Origin of the sequence: Thioalkalivibrio sp. ALJ15, assembly GCF_000383695.1 — a bacterium.
Classification (GTDB): domain Bacteria; phylum Pseudomonadota; class Gammaproteobacteria; order Ectothiorhodospirales; family Ectothiorhodospiraceae; genus Thioalkalivibrio.
The window spans coordinates 408,484-432,595 of the sequence record NZ_KB912056.1 but is presented as its reverse complement, the minus strand read 5'-3'; the positions used below and the strand labels follow the sequence as shown (position 1 = coordinate 432,595).

Below are 24,112 nucleotides of genomic sequence, written 5' to 3'. Positions count from 1 at the left end.
CATAACGCCTGAAGCCGCGATCTGCCGAGGTATCGATGTCCCGCGCCGAAGCCCCAGCGCCCAGCACACCCGAACTGCAATGGGTGAACCGCTTTGCGAGTCTGCCGGAGGCCTTTTATGACCGTCCGGCGCCGGCCCCGTTCCCGGATGCCACGTGCCTGGCGACCAGCGCCGAGATGTGCCGGCGCCTGGGGCTGGCCGCGACCGACCTGGCCCGCCAGCCCTGGCTGGGGGCCTGCACCGAAGGACACCCGATGGAGGGCCCCGACCCGCTGGCCAGTGTCTATGCCGGGCACCAGTTCGGCGTCTTTGTCCCGCAGTTGGGGGACGGACGCGCAAAGCTGCTGGGCGAGGTTCGAACCACCTCCGGTGAGCACTGGGAACTGCAGGTGAAAGGGGCTGGCCGCACGCGCTATTCGCGCGGCGCCGACGGCCGCGCGGTACTGCGTTCCTCGATCCGCGAGTACCTGATCTCCGAGGCGATGGCCGCACTGGGCGTGCCGACCACCCGCGCGGTGGCCCTGTTCGGCTCCAGCCTGCAGGTCCTGCGCGAGCGCGTGGAACCGGGGGCGATCGTGCTGCGCGCGGCACCCAGCTTCCTGCGCTTCGGGCACTTCGAGTATTTCCACTACAGCGGCTACAGCGAACGCCTGCGCGAACTGATCGACTATGCGCTGGCGCACGACTATCCCGAGCTGGCGGACGCCGACGACCCGGTGGCCGCGATGCTCGAACAGGTGATCGCGAACACCGCCGAGATGATCGCCGACTGGCAGGCCGTCGGGTTTTGCCACGGGGTGATGAATACCGACAACATGAGCCTGCTGGGGCTGACCATCGACTATGGCCCGTTCGCGTTCCTGGATGCCTACGACCCGGGCTACATCTGCAACCACACCGACCAGGGCGGCCGCTACGCCTTCGACCAGCAGCCGGCGATCGCGCAGTGGAACCTGATCCGTCTGGCCGAGACCCTGGTAATCCATTTCCAGGACGCCACCCGCGAAGCCGCGATCGAGCGGGCCAAGGCACTTCTGGTGGACTTCATGCCCCGGTTCGAGCAGGCCTGGCTAACGCGCATGCGCGCGAAGCTGGGGCTGGTGGAGGAACGCGAAGGGGATCTGGAGCTGATCCACGACCTGCTGGCACGCATGGCCGCGGAGGGCGTCGATTACACGCGCTTCTTCCGCCAGCTACCGGACCTGGAGCAGCCCGAGATCCGCGAACAGCTCGAGGCCGAGCTGGAGGACGCGGAGACCTGGCGCGGATGGTGGTCGCGCTATCAGGCGCGCCTGGAGACGGAGGCCCGCCCGTTCGAGGCGCGTCGGGCGGCGATGAACGCGGTCAATCCGAAGTACATCCTGCGCAACCACCTGGCGCAGGCCGCGATCGAGCAGGCCGAGGCGGGCGATACGTCCGAGCTACTGCGGCTGCAGGCGATCCTCGCGCAGCCGTACGACGAGCAGTCCGAGTTCGAGGCCTACGCGGACCTGCCGCCCGCCTGGGCCGCCGGCATCCAGTTGAGCTGCTCCTCCTGAGGCCCCGCTGCGTGGTCAGTTGACCGCGCTCTCCGGGGGCAGCTTTTGCTTCATGGCGTCGGACAGCGGGACGTCGTGCACCACCAGGACCGGGAGGCGTGCGTTGCGCACCAGCCACTCGGTCGCGGACCCGGAGAGCATGCTGGCGATCTGGCTGCGACCGCGCGTGCCCATCACGATCATGTCCGCACCCCATTCCTCGGCATGGCGGGAGATCTCCTCCGGCGCACTGCCAATGGCCACGGCGACCTCGTCGTCCGCCTCGGCCCAGTCCTCGAGCTGTGCGCGGACCTTGTCTTCCGCCGAGTGGCGCATGTCCTTCGCGTTCAGCGGTGAGGTGCCGGCGCCACTGAAGGCGCCGGCCGCGCTGGGCCCGGCCACATCAGAGGGCTTCATCACGTAGAGCAGGCGCTTCTTCGCCCCCGGGCAGTGCTGCCGCGCGACGGCCAGGGCCGCGGCGGAGGCAGGCGAGAAGTCGACGGCGATGATGACGCGCTGCAGCATGGGGATCCTCGGGCTGGTCGTGGGAAGGGCCTCGGCGAGACCCCACAGGGGGCGCGCGGTTCAGCGTCTTGGTGCGAGGTGCTAGACTTCGCCCCCTTTCGGCGGTTTCAGTCTGTACTGGCACCAGACCGCTTGCAACCGCGCCTGCGAGAGGTGGAACACCGGTGAGCCTCCCCTCGCACCTGTCCGCCCGCCAGTCCCGGCCCCGGTCGATACAGCGGCGCGCATCCGTATTGGGGATTCCCGCGTGCAGCAGACCCTGACCGACTTCCTGCAACGCCAGCGCAAGATCTGGTTGTTCAATGTGCGCGCGGACCTGATCGCCGGGATCGTGGTCGCGCTGGCCCTGATCCCCGAGGCGATCGCGTTCTCGATCATCGCCGGGGTCGACCCGAGCGTGGGCCTGTACGCCTCGTTCACCATGGCGGTGGTGATCGCCTTCGCCGGCGGACGCCCCGGCATGATCTCGGCCGCGACCGGGGCCATGGCGCTGCTGATGGTGACATTGGTGGCGGAACACGGGCTGCAGTACCTGCTGGCCGCGACCATCCTGACCGGGATCATCCAGATCCTGTTCGCCTGGGCAAAGCTCGCGCGCTACATGATGTTCATCCCGCGCACGGTGCTGGTCGGCTTCGTGAATGCGCTGGCGATCCTGATCTTCCTGTCGCAGGTGCCCTATCTGGTGGACGGCGACACCACCATGTGGGCGCTGGTCACCGCCGGGCTGCTCATCCTCTACGGCCTGCCGATGATCCCGGGCTACCCGAAGCTGCTGCCGCCACCGCTGGTCGCGATCGTGGTGCTCAGCGTCCTGGTCTACTTCATGGGCCTGCCGACGCTGGAGGTCGGCGACATGGGCGAGCTGCCGGACGGCCTGCCGGTGTTCCTGTTCCCGGACATCCCGCTGAACTGGGAGACCCTGCAGATCATCTTCCCGACCGCCTTCGCGCTGGCGATCGTCGGCCTGCTGGAGTCGCTGCTGACCGCCTCCATCCTCGACGACCTGACCGACACGCCCTCCGGCAAGAACCGCGAGGCCCAGGGCCAGGGCATCGCCAACATCGTCACCGGCTGTTTCGGCGGCATGGCGGGCTGCGCGATGATTGGCCAGTCGGTGATCAACATCAAGTCCGGGGGGCTGGGGCGCCTGTCCACGCTGTCGGCGGGCATCTTCCTGCTGATCTTCATCGTGTTCCTCGGCGACCTGGTCTCGATCATCCCGATGGCCGCGCTGGTGGCGGTGATGATCATGGTCTCCATCGCCACCTTCGACTGGGGCTCGCTGACCACCCTGCACAAGCTGCCGCGCACCGACGCCACCGTGCTGATCGTGACCGTCGGCACCACCGTGATCACCCACGACCTGTCGCTGGGCGTGTTCGCCGGCGTGCTGCTCTCGGCGATCTTCTTCGCGCGCAAGATGGTCAAGGCCGTCGAAGTCACCAGTACGCTGTCGGAGGACGGCCGGACTCGCATCTACACCGTGCGCGGCCAGCTGTTCTTCGTCGCCGTGGACAAGTTCATCGACAGCTTCGACTACCGCGAGGGCATCCACCACATCGAGATCGACCTGACGCGCGCCTCGCTATGGGACAGCTCGGCGGTGGCTGCCATCGACAAGGTCGTCGGCAAGTTCCGCCGCAACGGCATGGAGGTCGAAGTCAGGACGCCGCGTGGCGAGAGCGGCGAACTCCACGACAAGCTCGCGCAACACGACAAGGGCGCCGACCTGGGGCCGGGCGGGCACTAATGCCGCCACCGTCATTGCGAGGAGTGCAGCGACGAAGCAACCTCCCTCCGAAACCCTCGGACCCCGACACTGCGCCAGCTTCAGGAGGTTGCCGCGGCCCCTGCGGGGCCTCGCAATGACGGTGCCCGTGGCGGCGCCGGGGGATGGGAGAGATTGGACCTCTTGTCCAGGCATGGCAGGCTAGGCGGATGATGAATCTTCGCCGGCCGGCGCCTCCGGCCGACCCCCGGGCCGAGCAGGAGCGGATTCGGCGTGCGCTGCTCTGGCCGATGCTGGGGGCCGCCGTCCTGATCGTGATCCACGCCCTGCACGACCTGCTGGGCGGGGACTGGTCGCGGCTGGGTATTCTGCCGCGCGACGCGGTCGGGGCGCTGGGCATCATCACCTCGCCGTTGATCCACGGCTCCTGGGGTCACCTGCTCGCCAATGTGCCGACCTTGTGGGTGCTCGGCATGCTCACGCTCTACGGCTTTCCGCGTGCCACGCGCGTTGCAGTCCCGCTGATCTGGCTGATGGGGGGGCTGGGTGTCTGGCTGTTCGCCCGCGAGGGGCTGCACATTGGCGCCTCGGGCCTGACCCACGGGCTGATGTTCTTTGCCGTGGTGATCGGGATCCGCCGGCGCGATGCGCTGTCCATCGCGGTGGCCATCATCATCCTGTTCCTCTACGGCAGCATGCTCTGGGGTGTCTTCCCCAGCGGCCCCAAGGTCTCGTTCGAAGCGCACCTGTTCGGCGCGGTCGTGGGTGCGGTCTGTGGCTGGTTCCTCTATCGTCGAGATCCGTTCCCGGTGTATCGGCGGCACGACTGGGAGGACGACGACCCCACCGACCCCGAGACCCTGCGCAAGATCGAACAGGGGCGGCTCGACGAGATCGAGCCGAAAGAACCGCCGGACGGGCCTGGGCGGCGTGATTAGTCGGACACCCTTCCTTGATGCGGTTCGTCGCGCTCGGTGCATCCCGCGACGTAGCGGCGACGGCGCTTCGTCGCACCGTCATTGCGAGGAGGCGAAGCCGACGTGGCAACCTCCGAACTCTGGCAACGCGGTGCTTCCGGAGCGAGATTGCTTCGTCGGCTTTGCCCCCTCGCAATGACGGGGGCAGGGTCCGGCGTGGTGGGGCGCGCTTACCGCCCGAAGGTCATGCGCATGCCGGCCATCAGGGTCAGGCCGGGGGCCGGCTCGTAATAGCGGCGGTTGCCGTCGTTGATGCGGATGTTGTCGACGTTGTCTGCGTCCAGCAGGTTGTTCGCGGCCACGAAGGCCTCGACATGGGCGTTGCCATCCTGCCAGTGGCGGCCCGCGCGCAGGTTCAGCGTGGTCTGTCCGCCCACCCGTTCGTCGTTGGCGTCGTTCACGTAGCGCCCGCCCGTGTACAGCGCATCGACAGTGACAAAGTACGGGCCCTGGCGCCAGTCGGCCTCCACGAACAACTGCTCGCGCGGCAGCCCGGGCAGGCGGTTGCCGTCGCGTCGTTCGCCCTGTTGGTCCACGAAGTCCCGATAGCGGAAGTCGTTCAGGCTGAGTGCGCTGGACAGCGTCCACTGCTCCGTTGCGGACCAGTCGACCGCCAGCTCGAAGCCGTTACGCGCGGTTCGGCCGGCGTTGGTGTAGAAGGCGCGACCGTCCACGTTGGGCTCCTCGAACGGGGCGATCTCGTCGCGCACGCGGGTCGCGTAGACCGAGGCATCCCAGGCCAGGCGACCGGCCTCGCGGCGGATGCCGACCTCGATGCTGCGTGCCCGCTGGGGGTCGAGACCGTCGTTGAATCCACCTCCGCCCTCGGGGTTCGCGAACTCGGTGAAGGTCGGCGTCTCGAAGTTGGTGGCCACGTTCACGTAGGCCCGGTAGTCCGGCTGGAAGTGCCAGATCAGCCCCGCCATCGCGCTGGTCTCGCGGAAGGTCCGCGCATCCGAACGGTCCGGTTCACCCACCCGATCGGCGAAGTGGTCATCGATGGACATGCGGATGCGGTCGTGGCGTGCGCCGAGCACCACGTTCCAGTCCGACCCCAGCGCGGTGTCGGTCTGCACGAACACCCCGCGTGAGCGGGCGCGCTCGCGTTGGTCCAGCGCAAGGTCGTCGATCGAGGGGGTGCCGCCCGGACAGTTCGCCTGTCCCTGGATATCGGTACAGCGGCGGGTGCGGTCGTCGCGCTGTTCCTCCAGGTCGATCCCGGTCAGCACCCGGGTCGGGCCGATGTCCTGTTCGTACTGGGCGTTGAGCCCGTAGAAGTCGCGCTCGTAGGCTACCCGCGAGTCGCCGGGAAATGGCAGTTGCTGCGCGTAGTCGCGCTGGGTCCAGAACCCGCCGAGGCGCAATTCACCGGGGCCGAGCGACTGCTCCCACTGCAGCCCCGTCGTCAGCTGCTCGGCCTCCTGGGTGCTGTCGAGGGCCGTGGCCAGCGGGGCGGCCGCGCGCCGGTTCTGGCGCATCTCCTCGCGCGTGAGCCCGCCGGGGTCGTCGGTGCGCGGGGCATCGAGGTAACGCAGGTGGAAGTTCAGCGTCCCCGCCTCCAGCTCCGAGGCGGTGTGCAGGCGCAGGTAGCGCTTCTCGGCGGTGGACTGGTCGCGGTAGCCGTCGATGGCGAAGTCGTGTGCCGTCAGGGAGTAGCGATGGGTCCCGTGATCCTGCTCGGCGATGGCCTCGGCGCGGCGATAGCCGTAGCTGCCCAGCATGACTCCGCCGCCAAAGCCACGCGCGTCGCGCCCGTCGCGGGTGCGCGCCGAGATCACGCCACCGGAGGCATTGCCGTACAGCGCGGCGCTGGGCCCGCGCAGGACCTCGATGTCGCGCAGGTTCAGCAGGTCGATGGCGTCCACCTGTGACTGGCCGTCCGGGGTGGTCTCGGGGATGCCATCCTGCAGGATGCGCAGCCCGCGCACCCCGAACGGTGCGCGCGAGCCGAAGCCGCGGATGGAGATGCGCGCGTCCTGCGCGAAGTTGTAGCGGTTCTGGGCGAACAGCCCCGGAACGCGATTCAGCGACTCGTCCAGCTGCAGGCCCTGCCGCCCCTCGGTGGCCTGGCGCTCGTCCACCCGCGATACCGCCGCCGGCAGGTCCGCCAGCGGTGTAGCCAGCCTGGGCGCGGTCACCGTGATCTCGACCGGGTCGAGCACGGGTACGTCGTCCTCGGCGATGGCCGTCGGAGCGGCCAGGCCCAGCACCGGCAGGGACAGCGGCAGCAGAGCGACCGGTCCCCTGAGGCTCCGGGTCTGCCCGTCTGCCGGTCGCCTGGGCATCGCGCGTTAGTCCCGGAGGGTCAGCTGCTCGGTCAGGAGCTCGCCATGATCGAGGAAGGCGTCGTACAGCGCCCGGCTGCGTTCCGCCAGCGCCTCGTCGTCGCCCCAGGACCCTGGGCGGTCGAAGGCCTCGCCCGTACGGTAGCCATTGGCCACGGCCATCATGAAGGCCGCGACGGATCGGGTGGTCACGGTCGGGTCGGTCACCGATCCATCCTCGTAGGCCAGGCGTGTGGGGACGATGGCAGACCCGAGCTGGTATTCGAGCGCGCCCTCGAGCAGGCGATCGATCGCCGCACCCAGTTCGCCTTCCAGCTCCGGCGCCCGCTCGCTCAGCAGCTTTGCGGTCCCCTCGCGTTCGCGCAGCAGGGAAAAGCCGCCGGTGACCTGGTGGACGAACCGCCATTGCGCGGCGACGTCGACGTGGTCGGAGGCCGCACGGGCCTCGCCGTCCTCGAACGCGATGCGTTCGGGCAGGCCCCAGTCGCGGATCGGCCCGTCTTCGGACACGATGGCGCGGGTGATGGACGCAGTGCGGTCCGCCAGCGTCTCGGCGCGCCCCTGATCGTCCGGATCCCCGAACAGGTAGAGCGTCTCGTAGACCCCCTTGAGGCCACGCAGCAGCGCCCCGACCTGATCCACCGACCACTCCGCGCCCTGGTCGCGGACAAACATCCCGGCATCATCATCCCAGGCCGCGTCGGCGGTGTCCGCCATGGCCCGGGCGATCTCGACCATGTCGTCGCGCGAGTGGCCCAGCCAGCCCGCGAGGGTCTCATGCTCCAGCTGCCCCATGTCGTCCTCGCCACCCGGCTTGTGCTGGCGCACCCAGGCGTATGCGGGGCCGTGCAGGGCGTCGAGGCCGAAGGCGAGGGCATCGGTGCCCGAGTCATTCGCCGCTGCCACCTCGCCGTCGGCGTAGCGTTCGTTGACCAGGTGGTCCGCCAGCGCCGACATCAGCGGTGCCGGGTTGTGGGTGATCTCGTCGTACAGGCCCAGGTGTTCGAAGCGACCCCCGCTGTGATGCATATGGTAGAGATACGCGGCATCGGCATAGGCCGCCGGAGCAGCCTCGTCGTCACTGCCGGACTGGGCGCGGATGCGCCCTTCATCTACCAGCTTGCCGTGCACCGTATCCAGCAGGCCGAGCCAGGTCTCGCCGATCTCCCGCATCGGGCCATCGGCGAGTTCCGGACGGTAGTCGTCATGCCCCAACTCACTGTCGCGCATCAGGCGGCCCTTGACCGTTAGTGCCCCCAGCGTCATGAACGCATCATCGGCGGTCATCCCGTCGGCATGCACGAGCACGCGGTCCTGGTGATCGAGCCCGTGGGCGACCCCAAGCGGAGCGGCCTGTGCGAGCGCGGGCCCCAATAGCGAAAATGCGGCCGCCGCCGCGATTGCGGACTGCTTCATCATGAAACTCCCCTGCCTGATCGTGAGCACTTGAGCCCGTAGGCCTCATTTCCACCTGACCGGCCACGATGGGCTCGGTTCCACTTCCGTTGTCTCCCCCCGGGCAACGGTGTTGCGCCTTAACCGGATCTTCACCGCTTCTTAACCGGCCTTTCATCCGGCCTCCCCATGCTTGCGGCCGGTCGGGATGCCTGTGCGTCGCGACCGCTTTTCGACGCATCGAACGCATTCGCCTAGGGGAGAAAACCTATGAATCGCAAGCAACTGCTGACCAGCCTGATCGCGGCGGGCCTCGTCGTCCCGGCTGTGGCCACCGCCGACTGGACGCTGTACGGGCGTGCCCATCTGTCCGCCGACGTCCTCGACGACGGTGCCGACTACAACGAGTTCAACATATCCAGCAATTCGAGCCGCCTGGGCTTTCGTGGCGAACGCGAGTTCCGCGACCAGCTCACCGGCATTTTCCAGATCGAGCAGCAGATCGACTTCGACACGGATGGTACCCACTTCGCCACCCGTGACACCTTCGCCGGGATCAAGGGCGACCGTTGGGGGATGCTGCGCATCGGCAAGTTCGATACCCCGTTCAAGCGGGCCCGCGGGCCGGCCAACTTCTTTGGCGACCAGGTCGGTGATCTGCGCAACCTGACACGTTCCGCCGCCCAGACCGGGCGCTTCGACGAGCGTTTCAACAACAGCATCCACTATCAGACCCCGAGCTTCGGCGGCCTGACCTGGAATATCCAGTACTCGAACGAGACCGATGGCGCCACGACGGTGGACGGCGCTGACAACAAGGCCTATTCGACCTCGCTGAACCTGAGCATGGGCGACTGGACCGGCGCGCTGGCCTACGAAAAGCAGGAAGACGGTGACGTGAACCCGGACGCCTGGCGCCTTGCTGTCGGCTACCGCATCACGGAGGCCTTCCGCATCGGCGGCCTCTACCAGAATTCCGAGACGGTCAACGGTGACGAGGCGGATGTGTACGGACTGGGCGGTCAGTTTCGGATGACCCCGAGCATGTACTTGAACGGCCACGTCTTCCAGCTGGACTCCGACCTGGACGATGCCGACGCCACGATGTACGCCGTTGGCCTGGAATATCGTATCGACAGCGACCTGCGCTTCTACGGCAACATTGCGCTGGTCGACAACGACGACCACTCCGCCCTGACGCCCTGGGGTGCAGCACGGACCTCCGGCCCGGGCGGAGCGCTGGGCGAAAACGCCACCGCCTTCTCGATCGGCATGCGCTACGACTTCTAGGTCGTGGCCCCAGCCGTGTCCCGGGGTCCGGGACACGGCTGAACAAAAAACCCCCGCCGGACTACGCCCCGGCGGGGGTTTTTGTTTCTCTAGCAGCCAGGCCGGGAGCATCTGGCCCTGTGCCGGCCTAAAGGGCGGAGCCTTGCTGAGTTACCCCGTCGCCTCCTTCAGTCGGATCAGCTTGAGTTCGTGGAACAGCCCCATCATCAGGCTGACGCACATGAACAGCAGCACGATCACGAAGGGCAGGCCGGCGCTGACGGCACCGGCCTGCAGGGCCTGCAGCGCGGCCGCGCCACCCACCGCCAGCAGCACACCGGCGATCACGCCCTCGACCGTGGCCCAGAACAGGCGCTGGGACTGCGGGGCGTCGGTCTTGCCGCCGGAGGTGATCGAGTCGATCACCAGCGAGCCGGAGTCTGACGAGGTGATGAAGAAAACCAGGACCAGGGTGATTGCCAGCAGTGAGGTGATCGTGGTCAGCGGCAGGTGCTCGAGCATCTGGAACAGCGCCAGCGAGGAGTCACTGATGCCGTCGGCCAGTGCACCGACCCCGTCGCGGGCCTGATCCAGGCCGGTCCCGCCAAAGGCACTCATCCAGATCACGGTCACGGCCGTTGGCACCAGCAGCACCGCGGTCACGAACTGGCGTACCGTGCGCCCGCGCGAGACCCGTGCGATGAACATGCCGACAAACGGCGACCAGGAGATCCACCAGGCCCAGAAGAAGATCGTCCACTCGTGATAGAAGGTCTGGTCGTCACGACCCACAGGGTTGCTGAGCGGCCACATGTACTGGGCGTAGGCGCTCAGCGTGATGCCGGTATTGGAGAGGAAGGCGATAAAGCCGCCGAACAGGGCCACGAACAGTAGCAGTACCACCGCCAGCGTCAGGTTGATGTTGCTGAGCACGCGCACCCCGCCATGGATGCCGCGCATGATCGACAACAGGGCAATTACCGTGACGCCGATGATGATCGCGACCTGGGTGTTCAGGCCGGCTTCGATGCCGAACACCGACTCCAGCCCCGATGCCGCCTGCTGCGCCCCAAGACCCAGGGAGGTGGCCAGGCCGAACAGGGTGGCCAGTACCGCCAGGGTGTCGATCACATGCCCGAGCGGGCCCCAGATCCGCTCGCCGAAGATCGGGTAGAACGCGGAGCGAATGGTCAGCGGCAGGCCCTTGTTAAAGGCAAAGAACGCCAGCGCCAGGCCTACCACGGCATAGATCGCCCATGGGTGCAGGCCCCAGTGATACATCGTCGCACCCAGGGCCGCGTGCTTCGCTTCCTCGGTGCCGCCCTCGATGCCCAAGGGCGTCCCGAACCACTCGGTGAAGTAGCCTACCGGTTCGGCCACGGCCCAGAACATCAGGCCGATGCCCATGCCGGCGGCGAACAGCATCGAGAACCAGGACAGCACGCTGAAGTCCGGCTTCGCATCCTGGCCGCCAATCCGGATGCTCCCGACCGGCAGCAGGATCAGGGCCAGACAGAACAGCACGAACAGGTTGCCGGCCGACAAGAACAGCCAGTCAAAGGTCTCGCCGATCCAGGCACGCGTGGCGCCCAGGCCCTCGTCGGCCTGTTCCGGGAACATCAGGGACAGGATCACGAACGCGAGGATCAGCAGGGCGCTGACGGCGAATACCGGGTTGTGCAGATCCAGTCCCAGCGGGTTGATGTTCTGTTCCCCGATCTCGTGATCGGTCTCGTAACGGGCCTCGAGCTCCTCGATCTCCCGTTTCGGGTCTTGTGCGTTGTCGCTCACGCTCACCTCCTTGGTGTGATTGGGGGACGCTGGTCCAGACGTTCTCCGGTCCATCGCCTGGAACTGTCTGACCGCCAGGGCGGTAGTCTTCGATTGAGACCGCGTCTCCCGAGGTACGAGTCGTTTCGTTCTGGCATCCGGCCGTCGGAATCCGAAACGAAAAATTCGGGACCTTCATGGCTGACTTCCATTGCTCACCCGCTAGCGGGTGAGCAACAAACGTGCGCGGCGGATTGGCTTCTAGAAGCTGTAGTGCATGCCGACCATGAACACGTTGTTGCTTCCATCCTCGGGAAAGTCAGCCCCGGCCCGGCCGGTGTCTCGGGCCCTTGATGCCGGTACCGCACCGGTTGCTTCTTCTTCGTAGTAGTACTCGGCAAACAGGGACAGCCCGTCCATCCAGTTGAACGCGTAGCCCAGGTGGAAGACGTCTCCGCCGTAGTTGTCGACGTTGGCGTAGGTTCCGTGGAATATATGTTGCCCCACGGCGTAGGCGGCGTAGATGTTCGCGGCGACGTCGCCGTCGTCCCCGAAGGCCCCGGCGTCCTGGTCGCTTTCAATGTATTCGACCTTGGCACCCATCGACCATGGGCCCATGCTGTGCATCGCGGACACCCCCCAGATCCGAGTGTTCTGCTCGCCATTGGCATCATCGACCCCGACGGAAAGAGTCGTGTCGCCGAAGGCGTACGAACCGGTCACCTGGTAGCGATCATCTGGAGAGCCCGATGCATCGTCGTAGCCGCCGTTCGCGCTGTAGGAGGCCGCGAACGAGAAGCCGTTGAAGTCCGGAGAGTAGTACATGAGGCTGTTGCTCTCACGGAAGGTCGTATAGGTCGCGAAGCCGCTCTGGTAGGAGTAGAACATGTCCACCGGGAAGGCGATCGCGTTGTAATACGGCAGCCAATCGCGGCCATACGCCACGGTACCGAATGCGCCGTCGAGCCCGACCTTGCCGATGCGGACGTCCTCGTCTTCGCCACTGAAGGGGTCCTGTACTCGGCCGTTGGCCAGGTCGAGCGGGATTTCCAGCTGCGCAAACGCGTTCAGGCTTTCATTGATCTCATAGTTGGCGTTGAAGCCGATGCGTGAATAGGCATCCCGGAAGCCGTCATAGCTGTCCTCGCCATCCGGGTCCGCCGTTTCGTACTGCAGTCTCAGTGACCCGTAGAAATCGAACTCGACGCCCCCTGCACCCTCCTGTTCTGCGGGGCTGACCGCTGGCGCCAGAAGAAGCGCCGTGGCAACGGCCCCGGCCAGTGGAGTGAGACTCCACGAAATGTTGTTTTTCATTATTCGTTCCTTTTGGCAGTTCGATCCTGGAATCCGAAAGAGAAACAGGCCCCTGTACCCCCGGGGGACCGATGGCGAGCTCCCGAGGAACCGCCACAACCGTTTCTGTCGCGTATGGCTAACGAGAGGCCCGTTTTGTTGCCCAGAGACCGGATCCTGGTGACCTCGGCTAGCCGGAAACCCCATTAATAGAACGCGCTCGCCGCTTTCGCCAGCAAAGGACAAGTTGCAACTCCATTATTTTTGTACAAAACTATATGGCATTTGCCATACTGAGTCCGACTGTGATGTCAGCTGTTTCTGCCCAGAACGAACCTCATCGCCCCGCGACGGAAGGGGAACCGGATCTGTCGCGTTCCGTGATCCGTCAGCTGCGCGTGATCATCCGCGCCCTGCAGGGGCATTCGCGGGCAGTGGAGCGTGCCTGCGGGATCAGTGCCTCGCAGTTGTGGGCCCTGTGGGAGCTGCAGCGCACGCCCGGGCTGAATGTCAGCGACCTTTCGCGCCGGCTGTCGGTGCATGCCTCGACCACCTCGAACCTGCTGGACAAGCTGGAATACAGCGGGCTCGTCGAGCGCCGCCGCCCGGAGAAGGACCAGCGCATCGTGCGGCTGTATGTCACGCCCAAGGGGGAGGCGCTCCTGTCCGACGCCCCGGCAGCCCCCCAGGGCGAGTTGAACCGCGCGTTGCACGCTCTCCCGCCCGAGCGGCTGGCGGATCTGGACGAAGGGCTTACCCTCCTGGTCGAGGCGATGAACACCACCGAGCCTCGTGCCGGTCTGCAGCCGTTCGAGGTGAAAACCTGAGCGGCGTGGCCGCCAGGTAACGCGCCATGCGCTCCCTCCTGCCCGCCAGCCTGCTGCTTCTGCTGCTGCCGCTGGTTGTACTGGCCGAGCCCCGATTCGACGACCCGCCCACGGACTCGCGTGATGGCGGTCTAACCCTCGAATGGAACGCCGAGGGGCCCGTCGAACTCGAACAGGCGAGCGGTCCGGACTTCGACGACGCCCGCGTGATCTATCGCGGTGGCGACACCAGCAGCGTAGTCAGCGGCCTCCCGGACGGCGAATATCGCTTTCGCCTGCGGGCCGATGGCGCGGACGACTGGGCCGACGAGGCCCGGATCGATGTGGCGCACCACAGCCTGGCCCGCGCGTTCGGCTTCTTCGCGCTGGGAGGCGTCGTCTTTCTGGTCCTGATCGTGGCCATCCTGCGCGGTCGCCCGCGCGACTGAATTCACCTGCCCCGCCCCGTCGATCCGCGTGTACCGCGACCGGGGCCGGCGGCCCTATCGGAGAACACGATGCACGAACTCAAGATCAACATGCAGCGCCTGCAGCAGGACATTACCGAGCTGGGGCAGATTGGACGCGATGCCGACCGTGGTTTGCACCGCCGGGCGTTCAGCGAGGGCGACCGCGCGGGGCGCGAGTGGTTTCGCGGCCGCCTGGAGGCCGCGGGCCTCGACGTCTGGCAGGATGGCGCTGCCAACCTGCACGGTCGCCTGGACTACGACGGCAAGCGCCCGGTGGTCGCCATGGGCTCGCATCTCGATACCGTCCCCGGTGGTGGCCCGCTGGATGGTGCCCTGGGGGTGCTGATCGGGCTGGAGGTGCTGCGCACGGCCAAGGAACATGAGGTCGACTTGCAGTACCCGCTGGAGGTCATCGACTTCACTGACGAGGAGGGCCGCTTCGGCGGCATGTTCGGCTCCCAGGCGATGGCCGGAAAGCTGACCCCGGAGAGCATCAGCCATGCCCGTGACCTCGAGGGCATCACCCTGGTCGAGGCGATGGCCAACTGGGGCCTGAATGCCGACGACGCCCTGAGCGCGCGACGCGACCCGCACACCCTGCATGCCTTCATCGAGACCCATATCGAGCAGGGCCCGGTGCTGGATCGCCGCGGCCTGAGCGTGGGCGTGGTCGAGGCCATCACCGGCCTGTTCAAGTGGGAGGTGCGCCTGAAGGGCCAGCCGAACCATGCGGGCACCACGCCGATGGACATGCGCATCGACGCGTTCCAGGGGCTGGCCGAATTCGGCGGCGAGATCAATCGTCTGCTGGAGGAGCACGGCAGCCCGAACTCGCGCGCGACTATCGGCCGCGTAGAGCTCTCGCCGGGCGCGGCGAACACCGTGCCGGGCATGGCGACCTTCTCCTTCGAGGTGCGCGATACCGACGAGAAGGTATTGACCGCGCTGGCCCACGCGGCCCGCCGCACGCTGTCCAGCCTCGCGCGCCGGCGTGACCTGATGTTCGAGTTCGACGTGCTCTCGGAGATCGATCCGGTGCGCTGCGACACGGGCATCGTGCAGACCATCGAGGCGACCGCCGAACGCATGGGGCTGGAGTACCTGACCATGCCCAGCGGCGCTGCGCACGACACCCAGAGCATGAGTGCAATCACGCGTACTGGCATGATCTTCGTACCGAGCCTGCAGGGGCGTAGCCATTCCGCGGCGGAATGGACAAACTGGGAGGACATCGAGACCGGCGCCAACCTGACGCTGCAAAGCGCCCTGGCCCTGGCCGCCCGTTCGTGAGCATCCCCGATCACCGCGACCCAAGGACCGCCCGGCATGGCCAATAACGACAACGTCTCCCAGCTCACTGACTACGACTCCCTGGACCCGCTGCGCGAGCAGTACCAGGAGAGCCTGATCACGACCCCGGTGCTGCGTCAGGAACTGCGCGAGCACCACGTCGCCCTGCTGTGCATTGACCTGCAGTACCTGGATGCCGCGCGCGGTCATGGGGTGTTCGCCGACTCGGTGCAGTCCGGCGTGCCGCCCGAGGCGCAGGAGTACTACTTCAACCGCCTGGAGCAGACGGTGCTGCCGAACGTGCGCCGGCTGCAGGATGCATTCCGCGAGCAGGGGCTGGAGGTCATCCACACGCGTATCCGTTCGCTGACCCACGACGGGCGCGACCGCAGCCCGGGCCACAAGCGCCTGAACCTGCATGCCGCGCCCGGCTCCAAGGATGCGGAGTTCGTCGAGCAGGTCGCACCGGTGGGCGACGAGATCGTGCTGGACAAGACCGCTAGCGGCGTCTTCAATTCGACCAACCTGCACTACATCCTGCGCAACCTGAACATCTCGGCACTGTTCATCGTGGGTGTGTACTCGAACGAGTGCGTATCCACGGCCGTGCGCGATGCCTGTGACCTGGGTTTCTATGTCACGCTGATGGACGACGCCACCGCCACGGTGACCCCGGAGATGCAGAAGGCGACGATCACCACCATCAAGGATCGCTACGCCCGCGTGATGACCACCGACGAGGCGATCCGCGAGATCAAGAAGGTGAAGGAGGCCTCGTGACCGGCCTCGACGACCCGATCCTCCCGAGTTCCATCGCCTGGGGGCTGCTGATCGCGTTCAGCATCCTCTGGGTGGCGCTCGGCTGGTGGCTGGGTCGTCACAACAAGACCGCCGAGGACCACATGCTGGCCGGGCGCAACGTCGGGCTGGCGCTGGCCACCGCGACTGCGATGGCCACCTGGGTGACGGCCAACACCACGATGACCGCCCCGCAGCTGGCGTTGCAGCTGGGCGTCTGGGGCATGCTCGGGTATTCCCTGGGGGCGCTGGGCCTGATCCTGTTCGCGCCGCTGGCTCGTCGCATCCGCGAGCTGATGCCGCGCGGCTTCACCTCCGGGGACTTCATCCGGCTGCGCTTCGGCACCTTTACCTGGCGGGTATTCCTGGTGGTCTCGCTGATCTACGCCTTCGGCTGGCTTGTGTCGATGGCGATGGCCGGCGGGGTGCTGATCAATGCCCTGGCCGGGATCGACTATCGCGTGGGCATGACCGTGATCCTCACGGTCTGCGTGATCTACACCCTGCTGGGCGGTCTGCGCGCGGTTATCGGTACGGACTTCATCCAGACCATCATCATCATCGCGGGTGCGGCGTTCATCGCCTGGCTGACCATCGACAAGGTTGGGTTCGAGGCGATCCATTTCAACCTGATGGAAGAGCGCCCGGAACTGCTGAGTCTGCTGTTCCCGGCCGCAATAATGTTCCTGTTCAACAACCTGCTGTTCGGGGTCGGCGAGATCTTCCACTCCAACGTCTGGTGGTCGCGCGCCTTTGCCTTTGGCCGCAACGTCGGCTTTCGTGCCTACCTGCTGGGCGGGCTGCTGTGGCTGCCGATCCCGATCGTCGCCGGCTTCCTCGCCCTGGCCACGCCGGCGCTGGGCATCAACGTGCCCGCCGCGGACATGGTCGGGCCGCTGGTCGCGGCCGAGGTCCTCGGCCTGACCGGCGCGATCGTGGTCTTCATCGTCGTCTTCGCCGCCTTGGCCTCGAGCCTCGACTCGCTGCTGGCGGCCACCTCGGACCTGGTCACCCGCGATATCTACCGCGGCCATATCCGCCCGCAGGCCAGCGAGCAGAGCCAGTTCCGCGCGACCAAGGTGATCGTTGTGCTGCTGGGTCTGCTGACCTGGCTGGCCGCGAGCTATCGCGGCTCGCTGCCGATCATCGGCTCGCTGGCCGAACTGCTGTACTTTACGGGGGCCTTCGTGGCCTCGGCGATCTGGCCGATCGTCGCCGGGCTGTACTGGCGGCGGGCGAACCCTCAGGGCGCGGCCTGGTCGATGATACTGGGGTCGGGCATTGGGCTGGCCAGCTATTTCCTGATCGGCTTCTATGTCGCGGCACTGGTGGGCGCGGCCGTCTCCCTGGCCGTGATGGTGCTGAGTACCTGGCTGGCGCCGCGGCCGTTCGACTGGGGTCGCCTGTCCCGCGACGCCGCGGCCGAGGAGGTCCGGACCGCATGATGATCTCGTCGACTGCCTTGTCCGTGATCGTTGTGGTTGCCACGCTGGTCGCCACCCTGACCCCGATCCTGCTGCTGGCCCTGTTCATTCGCGACTGGAAAAAAGGATGCCTCTGGTGAACTACACCGAAGATCCCCTGCACGTGCTCCACCCGAAAGACGGCGCCGCCGGCACCGACCGCCCGAAGGCGCTCCTTGAGGCCGTGGAGGAAGACCCGGACCCGCTCCTGAAGCTGGCGGCCGCGCATGTGGTCTCCAGTCAGCAGTTCTCGCGCGATGAACTGCTGCAGCTGTTCCGTCTGGCGGCGCAGTACGAGACCACTCCGGCGCTGATGCACCTGCCGCTGGCCGGCAAGATTCTGATCAGTGCGTTCTACGAGCCGTCCACGCGCACGCGGCTGTCCTTCGAGAGCGCCTGGCACCGGCTTGGCGGGGCGGTGATGTCGATCACCGACCCCAAGAGCACCGGCATCGCCAAGGGCGAGTCGCTGGCGGACATCGCCGAGATGTTCAACAACTACGGCGACGTGCTGGTGCTGCGCTCCTCGGATGGCGAGGCGGCGCACAACATGCTGGAGAACCTGCGCATCCCGCTGGTCAACGCGGGCAACGGGATCGACGAGCATCCGACCCAGGCGCTGGCGGACGTCTACACCCTGGCCAAGTGGCGACCGGAGCTGTTCACCGGCCCGGTGGCGCCGGAGGACCGCATCAAGGTCGGTATCATCGGGGTGCCCTCGCGCATGCGCACGGTGCGTTCGCTGCTGCGCCTGCTAAGCCTGTTCCCGGAGGCAATCGAAGAGGTCGTGATCATCTCGCGCGAGGACGAGAACTTTGACCCGGGTCAGCGCGAGGAGTTGGAAGAGGCCGGCCTGAAGCTGCGCGTGGTGCACGAACTGGACCCGCTGCTGCCGGAGCTGGACGTCGTCTACATCAACGCCATTGCCTGGGTGGGGGATACGTTCGAGTCCATGGGCGAGGGCCTGAAGCTGGATCGCAACTCCCCGCTCAAGAAGGGCGCGGTCATCCTGCACCCGCTGGCACGCGGTGACGAGCTGTCCACGGACCTCGACGACACCCCGCACAACTGGTACTTCGCCCAGGCCCGCGGGGCCGTGTTCGTGCGCATGGCGCTGCTGACCACGGTGGTCCGCCGGATCAGCGCGGTCATGGATACCCCGGAAGACTGAGCCAAAGTCGAACTTGAACCGCGAGCGGCGTGGCGCGCCGTAAACCGCGCCCCGCTCGCACCCACGGAATCGAACCAAGGAGACATGCCATGTGTGGCATCGCCGGAATCTTTCACGCCGACCCCAACCGCAAGGTGGACCCGCAGACCCTGGTCAACATGGCCGCGATCCAGTATCACCGCGGCCCCGACGGCTTCGGCTACAAGACGCTGGACGACCGCGGCGTGGGCTTCTCCCATGCCCGCCTGTCGATCATCGACCTGGACGAAAACCGCGGCCGCCAGCCGTTCTGTATGACCGACGGATCGATCATGACCGCGGTCAACGGCGAGCTGTACGACTACAAGCGCATCCGTACCGACCTGACCTCGCGCGGCGTGCAGTTCCGCACCAAGAGCGACTCCGAGATGGTCATGCACCTGTACCGGCGCGAGGGGCTGGAGGATGCGATCAAGCACTTCCGCGGCGAGTTCGCGATCTCGCTGTATGACCGCGAGCATGATCGCCTGGTGCTGATCCGCGACCGCTTCGGCATCAAGCCGCTGTATTTCACCGAGGCCAATGGCAGCTTCGTGTTCGGCTCCGAGCTGAAGGTGCTGTTCGCCAATCCCGACGTCCCGCGCCAGTTTGCCGATGACGGCCTGTACCACCAGCTGATGCAGACCATGGTCCCGGGCACCACTGCGTTCGAGGGCATCCACCAAGTGAAGCCCGGCCACATGGTCATCGTCGAACGGGCCCACGGCAAGCTGAAGGTGCGCCAGGAGAAGTACTGGGACATGGACTTCCCGCTGGCCTCCGAGCGCCCGCCGGAGGAGGATGCCGACGAGAACTACTGGATCGAGGGCGTGCGGGAACAGTTGATGGAGGCCGTCCAGCTGCGCCTGGAGGCCGACGTGCCGGTCGCCTGCTACCTCTCCGGCGGGATCGACTCCTGCATCACGCTGGGCCTGGCCTCGGCCAGCCAGCAGTCGCCGGTCAAGGCCTTCACCATCGGCTTCGACAACGACGACTACGACGAAACGGCGATTGCCCGCGAGATGGCCGAGAGCGTCGGCGCCGACCAGGACATCCTGAAGCTGAATGCGGACCACCTCTACGACAACTTCGAAGAGGCCCTGTGGCACGCCGAGCGCACCATCTACAACACGCTGGGGGTGGCCAAGCTGTTGATGAGCCGGCACGTGAACGAGGCGGGCTACAAGGTGGTGGTGACCGGCGAGGGCTCGGACGAGCTGTTCGGTGGCTACCCGGCCTTCCGCCGCGACATGTTCCTGCACGGCCTGGACACCCTGCCGGAGGCTGACCGCGCCGCCTGGCAGCAGATGCTGAACGAGTCCAACGAGCTGTTCTCCGGCGCGATGCTGGCCGAGGACGAGGTCGACGACCCCGAGTTCACGAAGATGATGGGCTTTACGCCGTCCTGTCTGCAGCCCTGGCTGGCGGCAGCCGAGCACGTGCCCGGCCTGCTGGCGCCGGAGCGCCGCGAACGCATGCAGGACTACCAGCCCGGCAAGGCGATCGCCAACGCCCTGGACGACGACATGCTGGATGGCCGGCATCCGCTGGACAAGGCCCAGTACGTCTGGATCAAGACCATGCTGGAGGGCCAGATCCTGACCTGGGGTGGCGACCGCATGGACATGGCCAACTCCATGGAGGCGCGCCCGCCGTTTCTCGACCACCACCTGGCCGAGTTCTGCGCCCACCTGCCGCCGACCCTGCGCATCAAGGGCCGCACCGAGAAGTACGTGCTGCGCGAATCGATGAAGGGCCTGCTCCCGAAGGTGCTCTACGAGCGCGAGAAGTTCGCATTCATGGCCCCACCCGCGCACACCGACCCGGTCAAGTGGGCAGCGATGAAGGCCCTGGCCGATCGCTACCTGTCGCCCGAGAAGGTGGCCGAGGCGGGTCTGCTGGACCCGGAAGGCGTGCGTCGTGTGTTCGAGATCCACGAGGACGAGAACACCCCGGCGGCCACCCAGGTACAGCTGGACGCGGTGATCAACCACATGATCGGGGTGCAGGTCCTGCACGAGAAGTTCGTCGCCACCGACATCCCGGCACTGGCCCGCCAGAAGGCCGACGAGTTCGGCTGGCGGCCGTAAACCCGGGTTACGGACGGCCAGGAACTCCCTCGCAAGAGGGGACCGGGTCGTCCGGTGCTCAATCCCAGCTGTTGCGGGCGCCCTGGTAAAAGCCGGGGTCGTCGCTGGTGGCGCCCTGCAGGGTGCAGACCGCCGCCGCGAAGGCCAGCGCGCGTTCGAGCGTGGCGGGCCAGTCCCAGCCCTGCCGCATGCCCAGCAGGACGACACTGGCAAAGGCATCGCCGGCCCCGACCGCATCGCGCAGCTCGGGCACCGACGGGGCCGGGGCGGCAAAGCGCTCGCCGTTGATGGTGCGGATGCTCGCCCCGTCGGCCCCGGCGGTGACGACCAGGGCCTGACGGATGCCCGCCTGCTCGAGCAGGGCGGCCTCCGCCTCGTCATCCTCAGCCCCGGGGACCAGGGTAGCCAGCTCGTCCTGGTTCAGCTTCACCACGTCGGCGTCCCGTATCAGGTCCAGCGTCGTATCTCGCGTATACCAGGGGTCGCGCAGGTTCACGTCCACGAAGCGGTGCCCGGCGCGTTCGCGCAGGCGTGCCAGCAGGTCGTGATTCCCCCGGCGCAGGGCCAGTGTGCCGTGGTAGAGCAGTGGCGTGGAGGCGGGCAGCGCATCGGCCCAGGCTGCGGGTACGTCGTCGTAGGCCTGGTCCGGCACGATGGTGTAGCTGGGCTCGCCGCGGGCGAGTTCGACCCGGACTTCGCCGGTCGGGGCTTCGGGGTGCCGATACAGCCCGCGGGCGTCCATGCCGATCGCATCCATGCGGGCCTGCACCGCGGCGCCCGCCGGGTCGTTGCCTATGCCGCCGACGAAACAGACCGGCTCCCCGAGCTGATGCAGGTTCCAGGCGACATTGAACGGCGCTCCGCCCAGGACGCGCTGTCCATCGGGAAAGACATCGAACAGGACCTCGCCAAAGATCAGCTGGGGGGATGGCTCGGCAATCACAACGGCCTCCTATCAGGGAAATTCTCCCGGGGGATCAGGAAGGGTGTGGCTCGCGGTCGGCCCGCTCCACGCGATCGCGCCCGAGCTTCTTCGCCTGTAGCAGGGCGTGATCCGCGGCGTCGAAGATGGCCGCGGTGGACTGTCCGGCCGCGATCGGGCACATGCCCGCCGAAATGGTCACGCGCAGCCGCGTCTTGCCGGCCCGTACGATCAGGCGATCCACGGCCTCGCGGATCGAATCGGCACGGCGCTGGCAGGTGTCCGGGTCGGAGGTGAGGATCATCACGAATTCCTCGCCCCCGTAGCGCGCAACGAAGTCCTCGCTGCGCACGCCCTCGGCCAGGATCTCTGCGACGGCCTTCAGCACCTTGTCGCCGGCACTGTGGCCGTATTCGTCGTTGATCGCCTTGAAGCGGTCGATGTCCCAGACCAGCAGGCAGGCCGGTTGCTCCGCCCCCAGGTCCTCCCGCAGGCCATCGAGGTAGCGCTCGAAAGCCGTGCGATTGGGCAGCCCGGTCAGGCTGTCGCGGTAGGCCTCCGCCCGCGCCTGATCCAGCCGCTTGCGCAGGGCACTGACCTGCGACTCCAGCGTACGGCCCTTCGCTCGCAGGAGGCGGTTGCGCTCCAGGGCCTCGAGCAGATCGTTCTCCTGCTGATTGCGAAAGGCCGCCACATGTTCGACCACGCGATCCAGACCCCGGCTGATCTCCTGGCGCAGGGTGGCGATGTCCTCCAGGTCGTCCATGCGGCCCTTCATGGCCCGGACATTGTCCGAGATGCCATCGTGCAGGGTGGCAACCGAGGCGCGTGTACGTTCGCTGCGTTTCTCGTCTTCCGACAGGGCCGAGTCGACGTCTTCCAGGCGATGCCAGATCTCGCCCACGACGTCCGACAGCTCGTCGCGCTCGTACATGGCGCGCTCGCACTTGTCGTGCAGCACCCGGAAGAGCTGAGAAAGCGTTCGTTCGATCTCCGAGCGGTCGCGCCGTTCGGTCGCGCGATGCAGGTCATCCAGGCCGGGGTCCAGGAAATCGAACCCGTTCAGTCCGCGGCGCACGACCTCGAGCACAGCGCTGGCCAGGTCCTCGTGGTGATCGGAGCTGCGGACCGCGTCGGCCAGCTGTGCACCCAGCCGATCCATCCAGGCAGAGTCGGGCGGGCTGGACTCCACCGCGCGGGACAGGTCCTGAACCGCGCCATCCAGTGTCGGCACGCGGGCGCTGACCACCGCCAGTGCCCTCAGGGCCACCCGCCTCAGTGCATCCTGCTGGACCTGCTCGCGCTCCAGGCGGCGCTCGAGGTCGATGATGGTCCTGCGCATCTCGCTGGCGGACATGGGGCTCCCGAAAGGGCTGTGGGGTCTGGACGTGCCGGGATCATTTAACCGCGTCCGCGACGCGGACGCCAGCGATGGGACTCAGGCGGTGTGGCGGGTTCCGTGTAGCGACTGGGCGGCTGGCAGCTCGATCTCGATACCGACCGGGAGGTGGTCGGACAGGGCCACGTTGTACACGCGCATGTCGCTGACATGCAGGTCCGGAGTCAGCAGGATGTGGTCGAACACGAGGCGCGGATCCCAGGAGGGGTAGGTGGCCGGGCAGCTGATCGGCTCCAGCAGCCCGGTACGGGCGACCAAACGCCGGATCTCCAGGCTGTCCTGCTGGCAGTTGAGATCCCCCATCACCACGGCGTGGCGTTCCGACTGGATCCGTTCGGCGACGTAGTCCAGCTGGGCCTGGCGTGCGCGCCGGCCGAGTGCCAGGTGCAGCAGAAACAGCACCAGCTCCTCGCCATTTTCCATTGCGTAACGGGCCTCGATGGCCCCGCGCCCCGGCAGCGGCCCGGGCAGGCGGTGCATCTCGACCCGTTCCGGCTCAAGCCGCGAAAACAAGGCCAGCGAGTGTTTGGCGAACTGGCCGAGATTGCGGTTGATGCGATTGTAGGTATGCGGGAAGCGGGCCTTTTCCGACAGATAGGAGGCCAGGTCCACGAAGTTCGAGCGCAGGCTGCCACCGTCCAGCTCCTGGACGCCGACGATGTCGAAGTCGGAGATGAAACGCGCCACGCGATCCAGGTTGCCGATCCGCCCCTTATAGGGAAGGACGTGCTTCCAGGAGTTGGTCAGATAGTGGTGCAGGCGCGACGAGGGGATGCCCACCTGGGCATTGAAACTCAACAGGCGCAGGCGCTGCGCGCCCTGGTCGTGCTGATAGGTCAGTCCGCGTACCTCCGGCGAGGCCGGTTGTGCGCGAACGGGTTCGGCATGCTTGCCGCTGGCCGTGGCCGTCATACTGCTTTGT

At 66.9% G+C, this 24,112-nt stretch carries 20 protein-coding genes; 12 read left to right on the top strand and 8 right to left on the bottom strand.

The features are described from left to right. Nucleotides 1-35 precede the first annotated feature (35 nt). The gene (locus G015_RS0102055; protein ID WP_020146076.1) at nucleotides 36-1,538 is read left to right on the top strand and encodes a YdiU family protein; all 1,503 of its coding nucleotides are present in this window, start codon (nucleotides 36-38) and stop codon (nucleotides 1,536-1,538) included. Between the two features lie 15 nt (nucleotides 1,539-1,553). On the opposite strand, the gene G015_RS0102050 is transcribed toward G015_RS0102055, so the two are convergent. Continuing rightward, nucleotides 1,554-2,042 (bottom strand): universal stress protein, encoded by a 489-nt coding sequence (locus tag G015_RS0102050; RefSeq protein ID WP_020146075.1) that lies wholly within the window; start codon nucleotides 2,040-2,042, stop codon nucleotides 1,554-1,556. 247 nt (nucleotides 2,043-2,289) lie between these two features. On the opposite strand from G015_RS0102050, the gene G015_RS0102045 reads away from it, so the two are divergent. Together G015_RS0102045 and G015_RS0102040 are read left to right on the top strand one after the other, a co-directional pair. Continuing rightward, entirely contained in the window at nucleotides 2,290-3,795 is a 1,506-nt protein-coding gene (locus G015_RS0102045; protein WP_020146074.1) for a SulP family inorganic anion transporter, read from the top strand. A gap of 188 nt (nucleotides 3,796-3,983) precedes the next feature. Continuing rightward, a complete protein-coding gene (locus G015_RS0102040) occupies nucleotides 3,984-4,712 on the top strand; it encodes a rhomboid family intramembrane serine protease (RefSeq protein WP_020146073.1) in 729 nt (242 codons plus the stop codon). Nucleotides 4,713-4,921: 209 nt separating this feature from the next. Here the strand turns inward: G015_RS0102040 and G015_RS0102035 are convergent, their stop codons facing one another. Together G015_RS0102035 and G015_RS0102030 are read right to left on the bottom strand one after the other, a co-directional pair. Then, nucleotides 4,922-7,036 carry a TonB-dependent receptor family protein gene (locus G015_RS0102035; RefSeq protein WP_369773922.1) on the bottom strand — a complete coding sequence of 705 codons (2,115 nt, stop codon included), beginning with the start codon at nucleotides 7,034-7,036 and terminating at the stop codon, nucleotides 4,922-4,924. A 6-nt stretch (nucleotides 7,037-7,042) separates the two neighbouring features. Next, a complete protein-coding gene (locus tag G015_RS0102030) occupies nucleotides 7,043-8,455 on the bottom strand; it encodes a hypothetical protein (protein ID WP_020146071.1) in 1,413 nt (470 codons plus the stop codon). A 246-nt stretch (nucleotides 8,456-8,701) separates the two neighbouring features. Between G015_RS0102030 and G015_RS0102025 the strand changes: the two genes are divergently transcribed. Next, nucleotides 8,702-9,721: a porin gene (locus G015_RS0102025; protein WP_018993374.1), complete on the top strand. Its 1,020-nt coding sequence runs from the start codon at nucleotides 8,702-8,704 to the stop codon at nucleotides 9,719-9,721. Between the two features lie 150 nt (nucleotides 9,722-9,871). Here G015_RS0102025 and G015_RS0102020 read toward each other — a convergent pair whose 3' ends face one another. Both G015_RS0102020 and G015_RS0102015 read right to left on the bottom strand, forming a co-directional pair. After that, entirely contained in the window at nucleotides 9,872-11,491 is a 1,620-nt protein-coding gene (locus tag G015_RS0102020) for a BCCT family transporter (protein WP_012981439.1), read from the bottom strand. Nucleotides 11,492-11,731: 240 nt separating this feature from the next. Then, nucleotides 11,732-12,784 carry a porin gene (locus G015_RS0102015; protein ID WP_012981440.1) on the bottom strand — a complete coding sequence of 351 codons (1,053 nt, stop codon included), beginning with the start codon at nucleotides 12,782-12,784 and terminating at the stop codon, nucleotides 11,732-11,734. Between the two features lie 287 nt (nucleotides 12,785-13,071). Here G015_RS0102015 and G015_RS0102010 point away from each other — a divergent pair, with 287 nt between their 5' ends. From G015_RS0102010 to asnB, 8 genes are all read left to right on the top strand, one after another. Then, complete coding sequence (locus G015_RS0102010; protein ID WP_012981441.1) at nucleotides 13,072-13,590, top strand: MarR family winged helix-turn-helix transcriptional regulator; 519 nt, start codon at nucleotides 13,072-13,074, stop codon at nucleotides 13,588-13,590. Between the two features lie 26 nt (nucleotides 13,591-13,616). Beyond that, complete coding sequence (locus tag G015_RS0102005) at nucleotides 13,617-14,018, top strand: hypothetical protein (protein WP_012981442.1); 402 nt, start codon at nucleotides 13,617-13,619, stop codon at nucleotides 14,016-14,018. 69 nt (nucleotides 14,019-14,087) lie between these two features. Continuing rightward, on the top strand, nucleotides 14,088-15,329 hold the full coding sequence (locus tag G015_RS0102000; RefSeq protein WP_012981443.1) for a Zn-dependent hydrolase: 1,242 nt from the start codon (nucleotides 14,088-14,090) through the stop codon (nucleotides 15,327-15,329). A 36-nt stretch (nucleotides 15,330-15,365) separates the two neighbouring features. Continuing rightward, entirely contained in the window at nucleotides 15,366-16,109 is a 744-nt protein-coding gene (locus tag G015_RS0101995; RefSeq protein ID WP_012981444.1) for a cysteine hydrolase family protein, read from the top strand. Further along, nucleotides 16,106-17,572 (top strand): sodium:solute symporter family protein, encoded by a 1,467-nt coding sequence (locus G015_RS0101990; RefSeq protein ID WP_012981445.1) that lies wholly within the window; start codon nucleotides 16,106-16,108, stop codon nucleotides 17,570-17,572. Before G015_RS0101995 ends, G015_RS0101990 begins: the two co-directional genes overlap by 4 nt. Next, nucleotides 17,569-17,691, top strand: coding sequence for a hypothetical protein (locus tag G015_RS14425; RefSeq protein ID WP_012981446.1), 123 nt, complete (start codon nucleotides 17,569-17,571; stop codon nucleotides 17,689-17,691). The genes G015_RS0101990 and G015_RS14425 overlap by 4 nt, the downstream gene beginning before the upstream one ends. Further along, complete coding sequence (locus tag G015_RS0101980; protein WP_012981447.1) at nucleotides 17,679-18,761, top strand: aspartate carbamoyltransferase; 1,083 nt, start codon at nucleotides 17,679-17,681, stop codon at nucleotides 18,759-18,761. The genes G015_RS14425 and G015_RS0101980 overlap by 13 nt, the downstream gene beginning before the upstream one ends. An 89-nt stretch (nucleotides 18,762-18,850) precedes the next feature. Further along, nucleotides 18,851-20,869 carry an asparagine synthase (glutamine-hydrolyzing) gene (gene asnB, locus G015_RS0101975; RefSeq protein WP_012981448.1) on the top strand — a complete coding sequence of 673 codons (2,019 nt, stop codon included), beginning with the start codon at nucleotides 18,851-18,853 and terminating at the stop codon, nucleotides 20,867-20,869. Between the two features lie 58 nt (nucleotides 20,870-20,927). Here the strand turns inward: asnB and G015_RS0101970 are convergent, their stop codons facing one another. The 3 genes from G015_RS0101970 to G015_RS0101960 all read right to left on the bottom strand — a co-directional run bounded on the left by G015_RS0101970 (nucleotide 20,928) and on the right by G015_RS0101960 (nucleotide 24,102). Next, nucleotides 20,928-21,812, bottom strand: a complete 885-nt coding sequence (locus G015_RS0101970; RefSeq protein ID WP_012981449.1) for a carbohydrate kinase — start codon at nucleotides 21,810-21,812, stop codon at nucleotides 20,928-20,930. Nucleotides 21,813-21,846: 34 nt separating this feature from the next. After that, on the bottom strand, nucleotides 21,847-23,148 hold the full coding sequence (locus tag G015_RS0101965) for a GGDEF domain-containing protein (protein WP_012981450.1): 1,302 nt from the start codon (nucleotides 23,146-23,148) through the stop codon (nucleotides 21,847-21,849). 81 nt (nucleotides 23,149-23,229) lie between these two features. Then, nucleotides 23,230-24,102, bottom strand: a complete 873-nt coding sequence (locus tag G015_RS0101960; RefSeq protein ID WP_012981451.1) for an endonuclease/exonuclease/phosphatase family protein — start codon at nucleotides 24,100-24,102, stop codon at nucleotides 23,230-23,232. Between the last annotated feature and the right edge of the window lie 10 nt (nucleotides 24,103-24,112).

Excerpts from the sequence above, each read along its gene's own strand:
- G015_RS0102055 (WP_020146076.1), top strand. The coding sequence starts at position 36 with ATGTCCCGCGCCGAAGCCCCAGCGCCCAGCACACCCGAACTGCAATGG.
- G015_RS0102050 (WP_020146075.1), bottom strand. The coding sequence starts at position 2,042 with ATGCTGCAGCGCGTCATCATCGCCGTCGACTTCTCGCCTGCCTCCGCC.
- G015_RS0102040 (WP_020146073.1), top strand. The coding sequence starts at position 3,984 with ATGATGAATCTTCGCCGGCCGGCGCCTCCGGCCGACCCCCGGGCCGAG.
- G015_RS0102035 (WP_369773922.1), bottom strand. The coding sequence starts at position 7,036 with ATGCCCAGGCGACCGGCAGACGGGCAGACCCGGAGCCTCAGGGGACCG.
- G015_RS0102030 (WP_020146071.1), bottom strand. The coding sequence starts at position 8,455 with ATGATGAAGCAGTCCGCAATCGCGGCGGCGGCCGCATTTTCGCTATTG.
- G015_RS0102025 (WP_018993374.1), top strand. The coding sequence starts at position 8,702 with ATGAATCGCAAGCAACTGCTGACCAGCCTGATCGCGGCGGGCCTCGTC.
- G015_RS0102015 (WP_012981440.1), bottom strand. The coding sequence starts at position 12,784 with ATGAAAAACAACATTTCGTGGAGTCTCACTCCACTGGCCGGGGCCGTT.
- G015_RS0102010 (WP_012981441.1), top strand. The coding sequence starts at position 13,072 with ATGTCAGCTGTTTCTGCCCAGAACGAACCTCATCGCCCCGCGACGGAA.
- G015_RS0102005 (WP_012981442.1), top strand. The coding sequence starts at position 13,617 with ATGCGCTCCCTCCTGCCCGCCAGCCTGCTGCTTCTGCTGCTGCCGCTG.
- G015_RS0102000 (WP_012981443.1), top strand. The coding sequence starts at position 14,088 with ATGCACGAACTCAAGATCAACATGCAGCGCCTGCAGCAGGACATTACC.
- G015_RS0101995 (WP_012981444.1), top strand. The coding sequence starts at position 15,366 with ATGGCCAATAACGACAACGTCTCCCAGCTCACTGACTACGACTCCCTG.
- G015_RS14425 (WP_012981446.1), top strand. The coding sequence starts at position 17,569 with ATGATGATCTCGTCGACTGCCTTGTCCGTGATCGTTGTGGTTGCCACG.
- G015_RS0101980 (WP_012981447.1), top strand. The coding sequence starts at position 17,679 with ATGCCTCTGGTGAACTACACCGAAGATCCCCTGCACGTGCTCCACCCG.
- asnB (WP_012981448.1), top strand. The coding sequence starts at position 18,851 with ATGTGTGGCATCGCCGGAATCTTTCACGCCGACCCCAACCGCAAGGTG.
- G015_RS0101965 (WP_012981450.1), bottom strand. The coding sequence starts at position 23,148 with ATGTCCGCCAGCGAGATGCGCAGGACCATCATCGACCTCGAGCGCCGC.
- G015_RS0101960 (WP_012981451.1), bottom strand. The coding sequence starts at position 24,102 with ATGACGGCCACGGCCAGCGGCAAGCATGCCGAACCCGTTCGCGCACAA.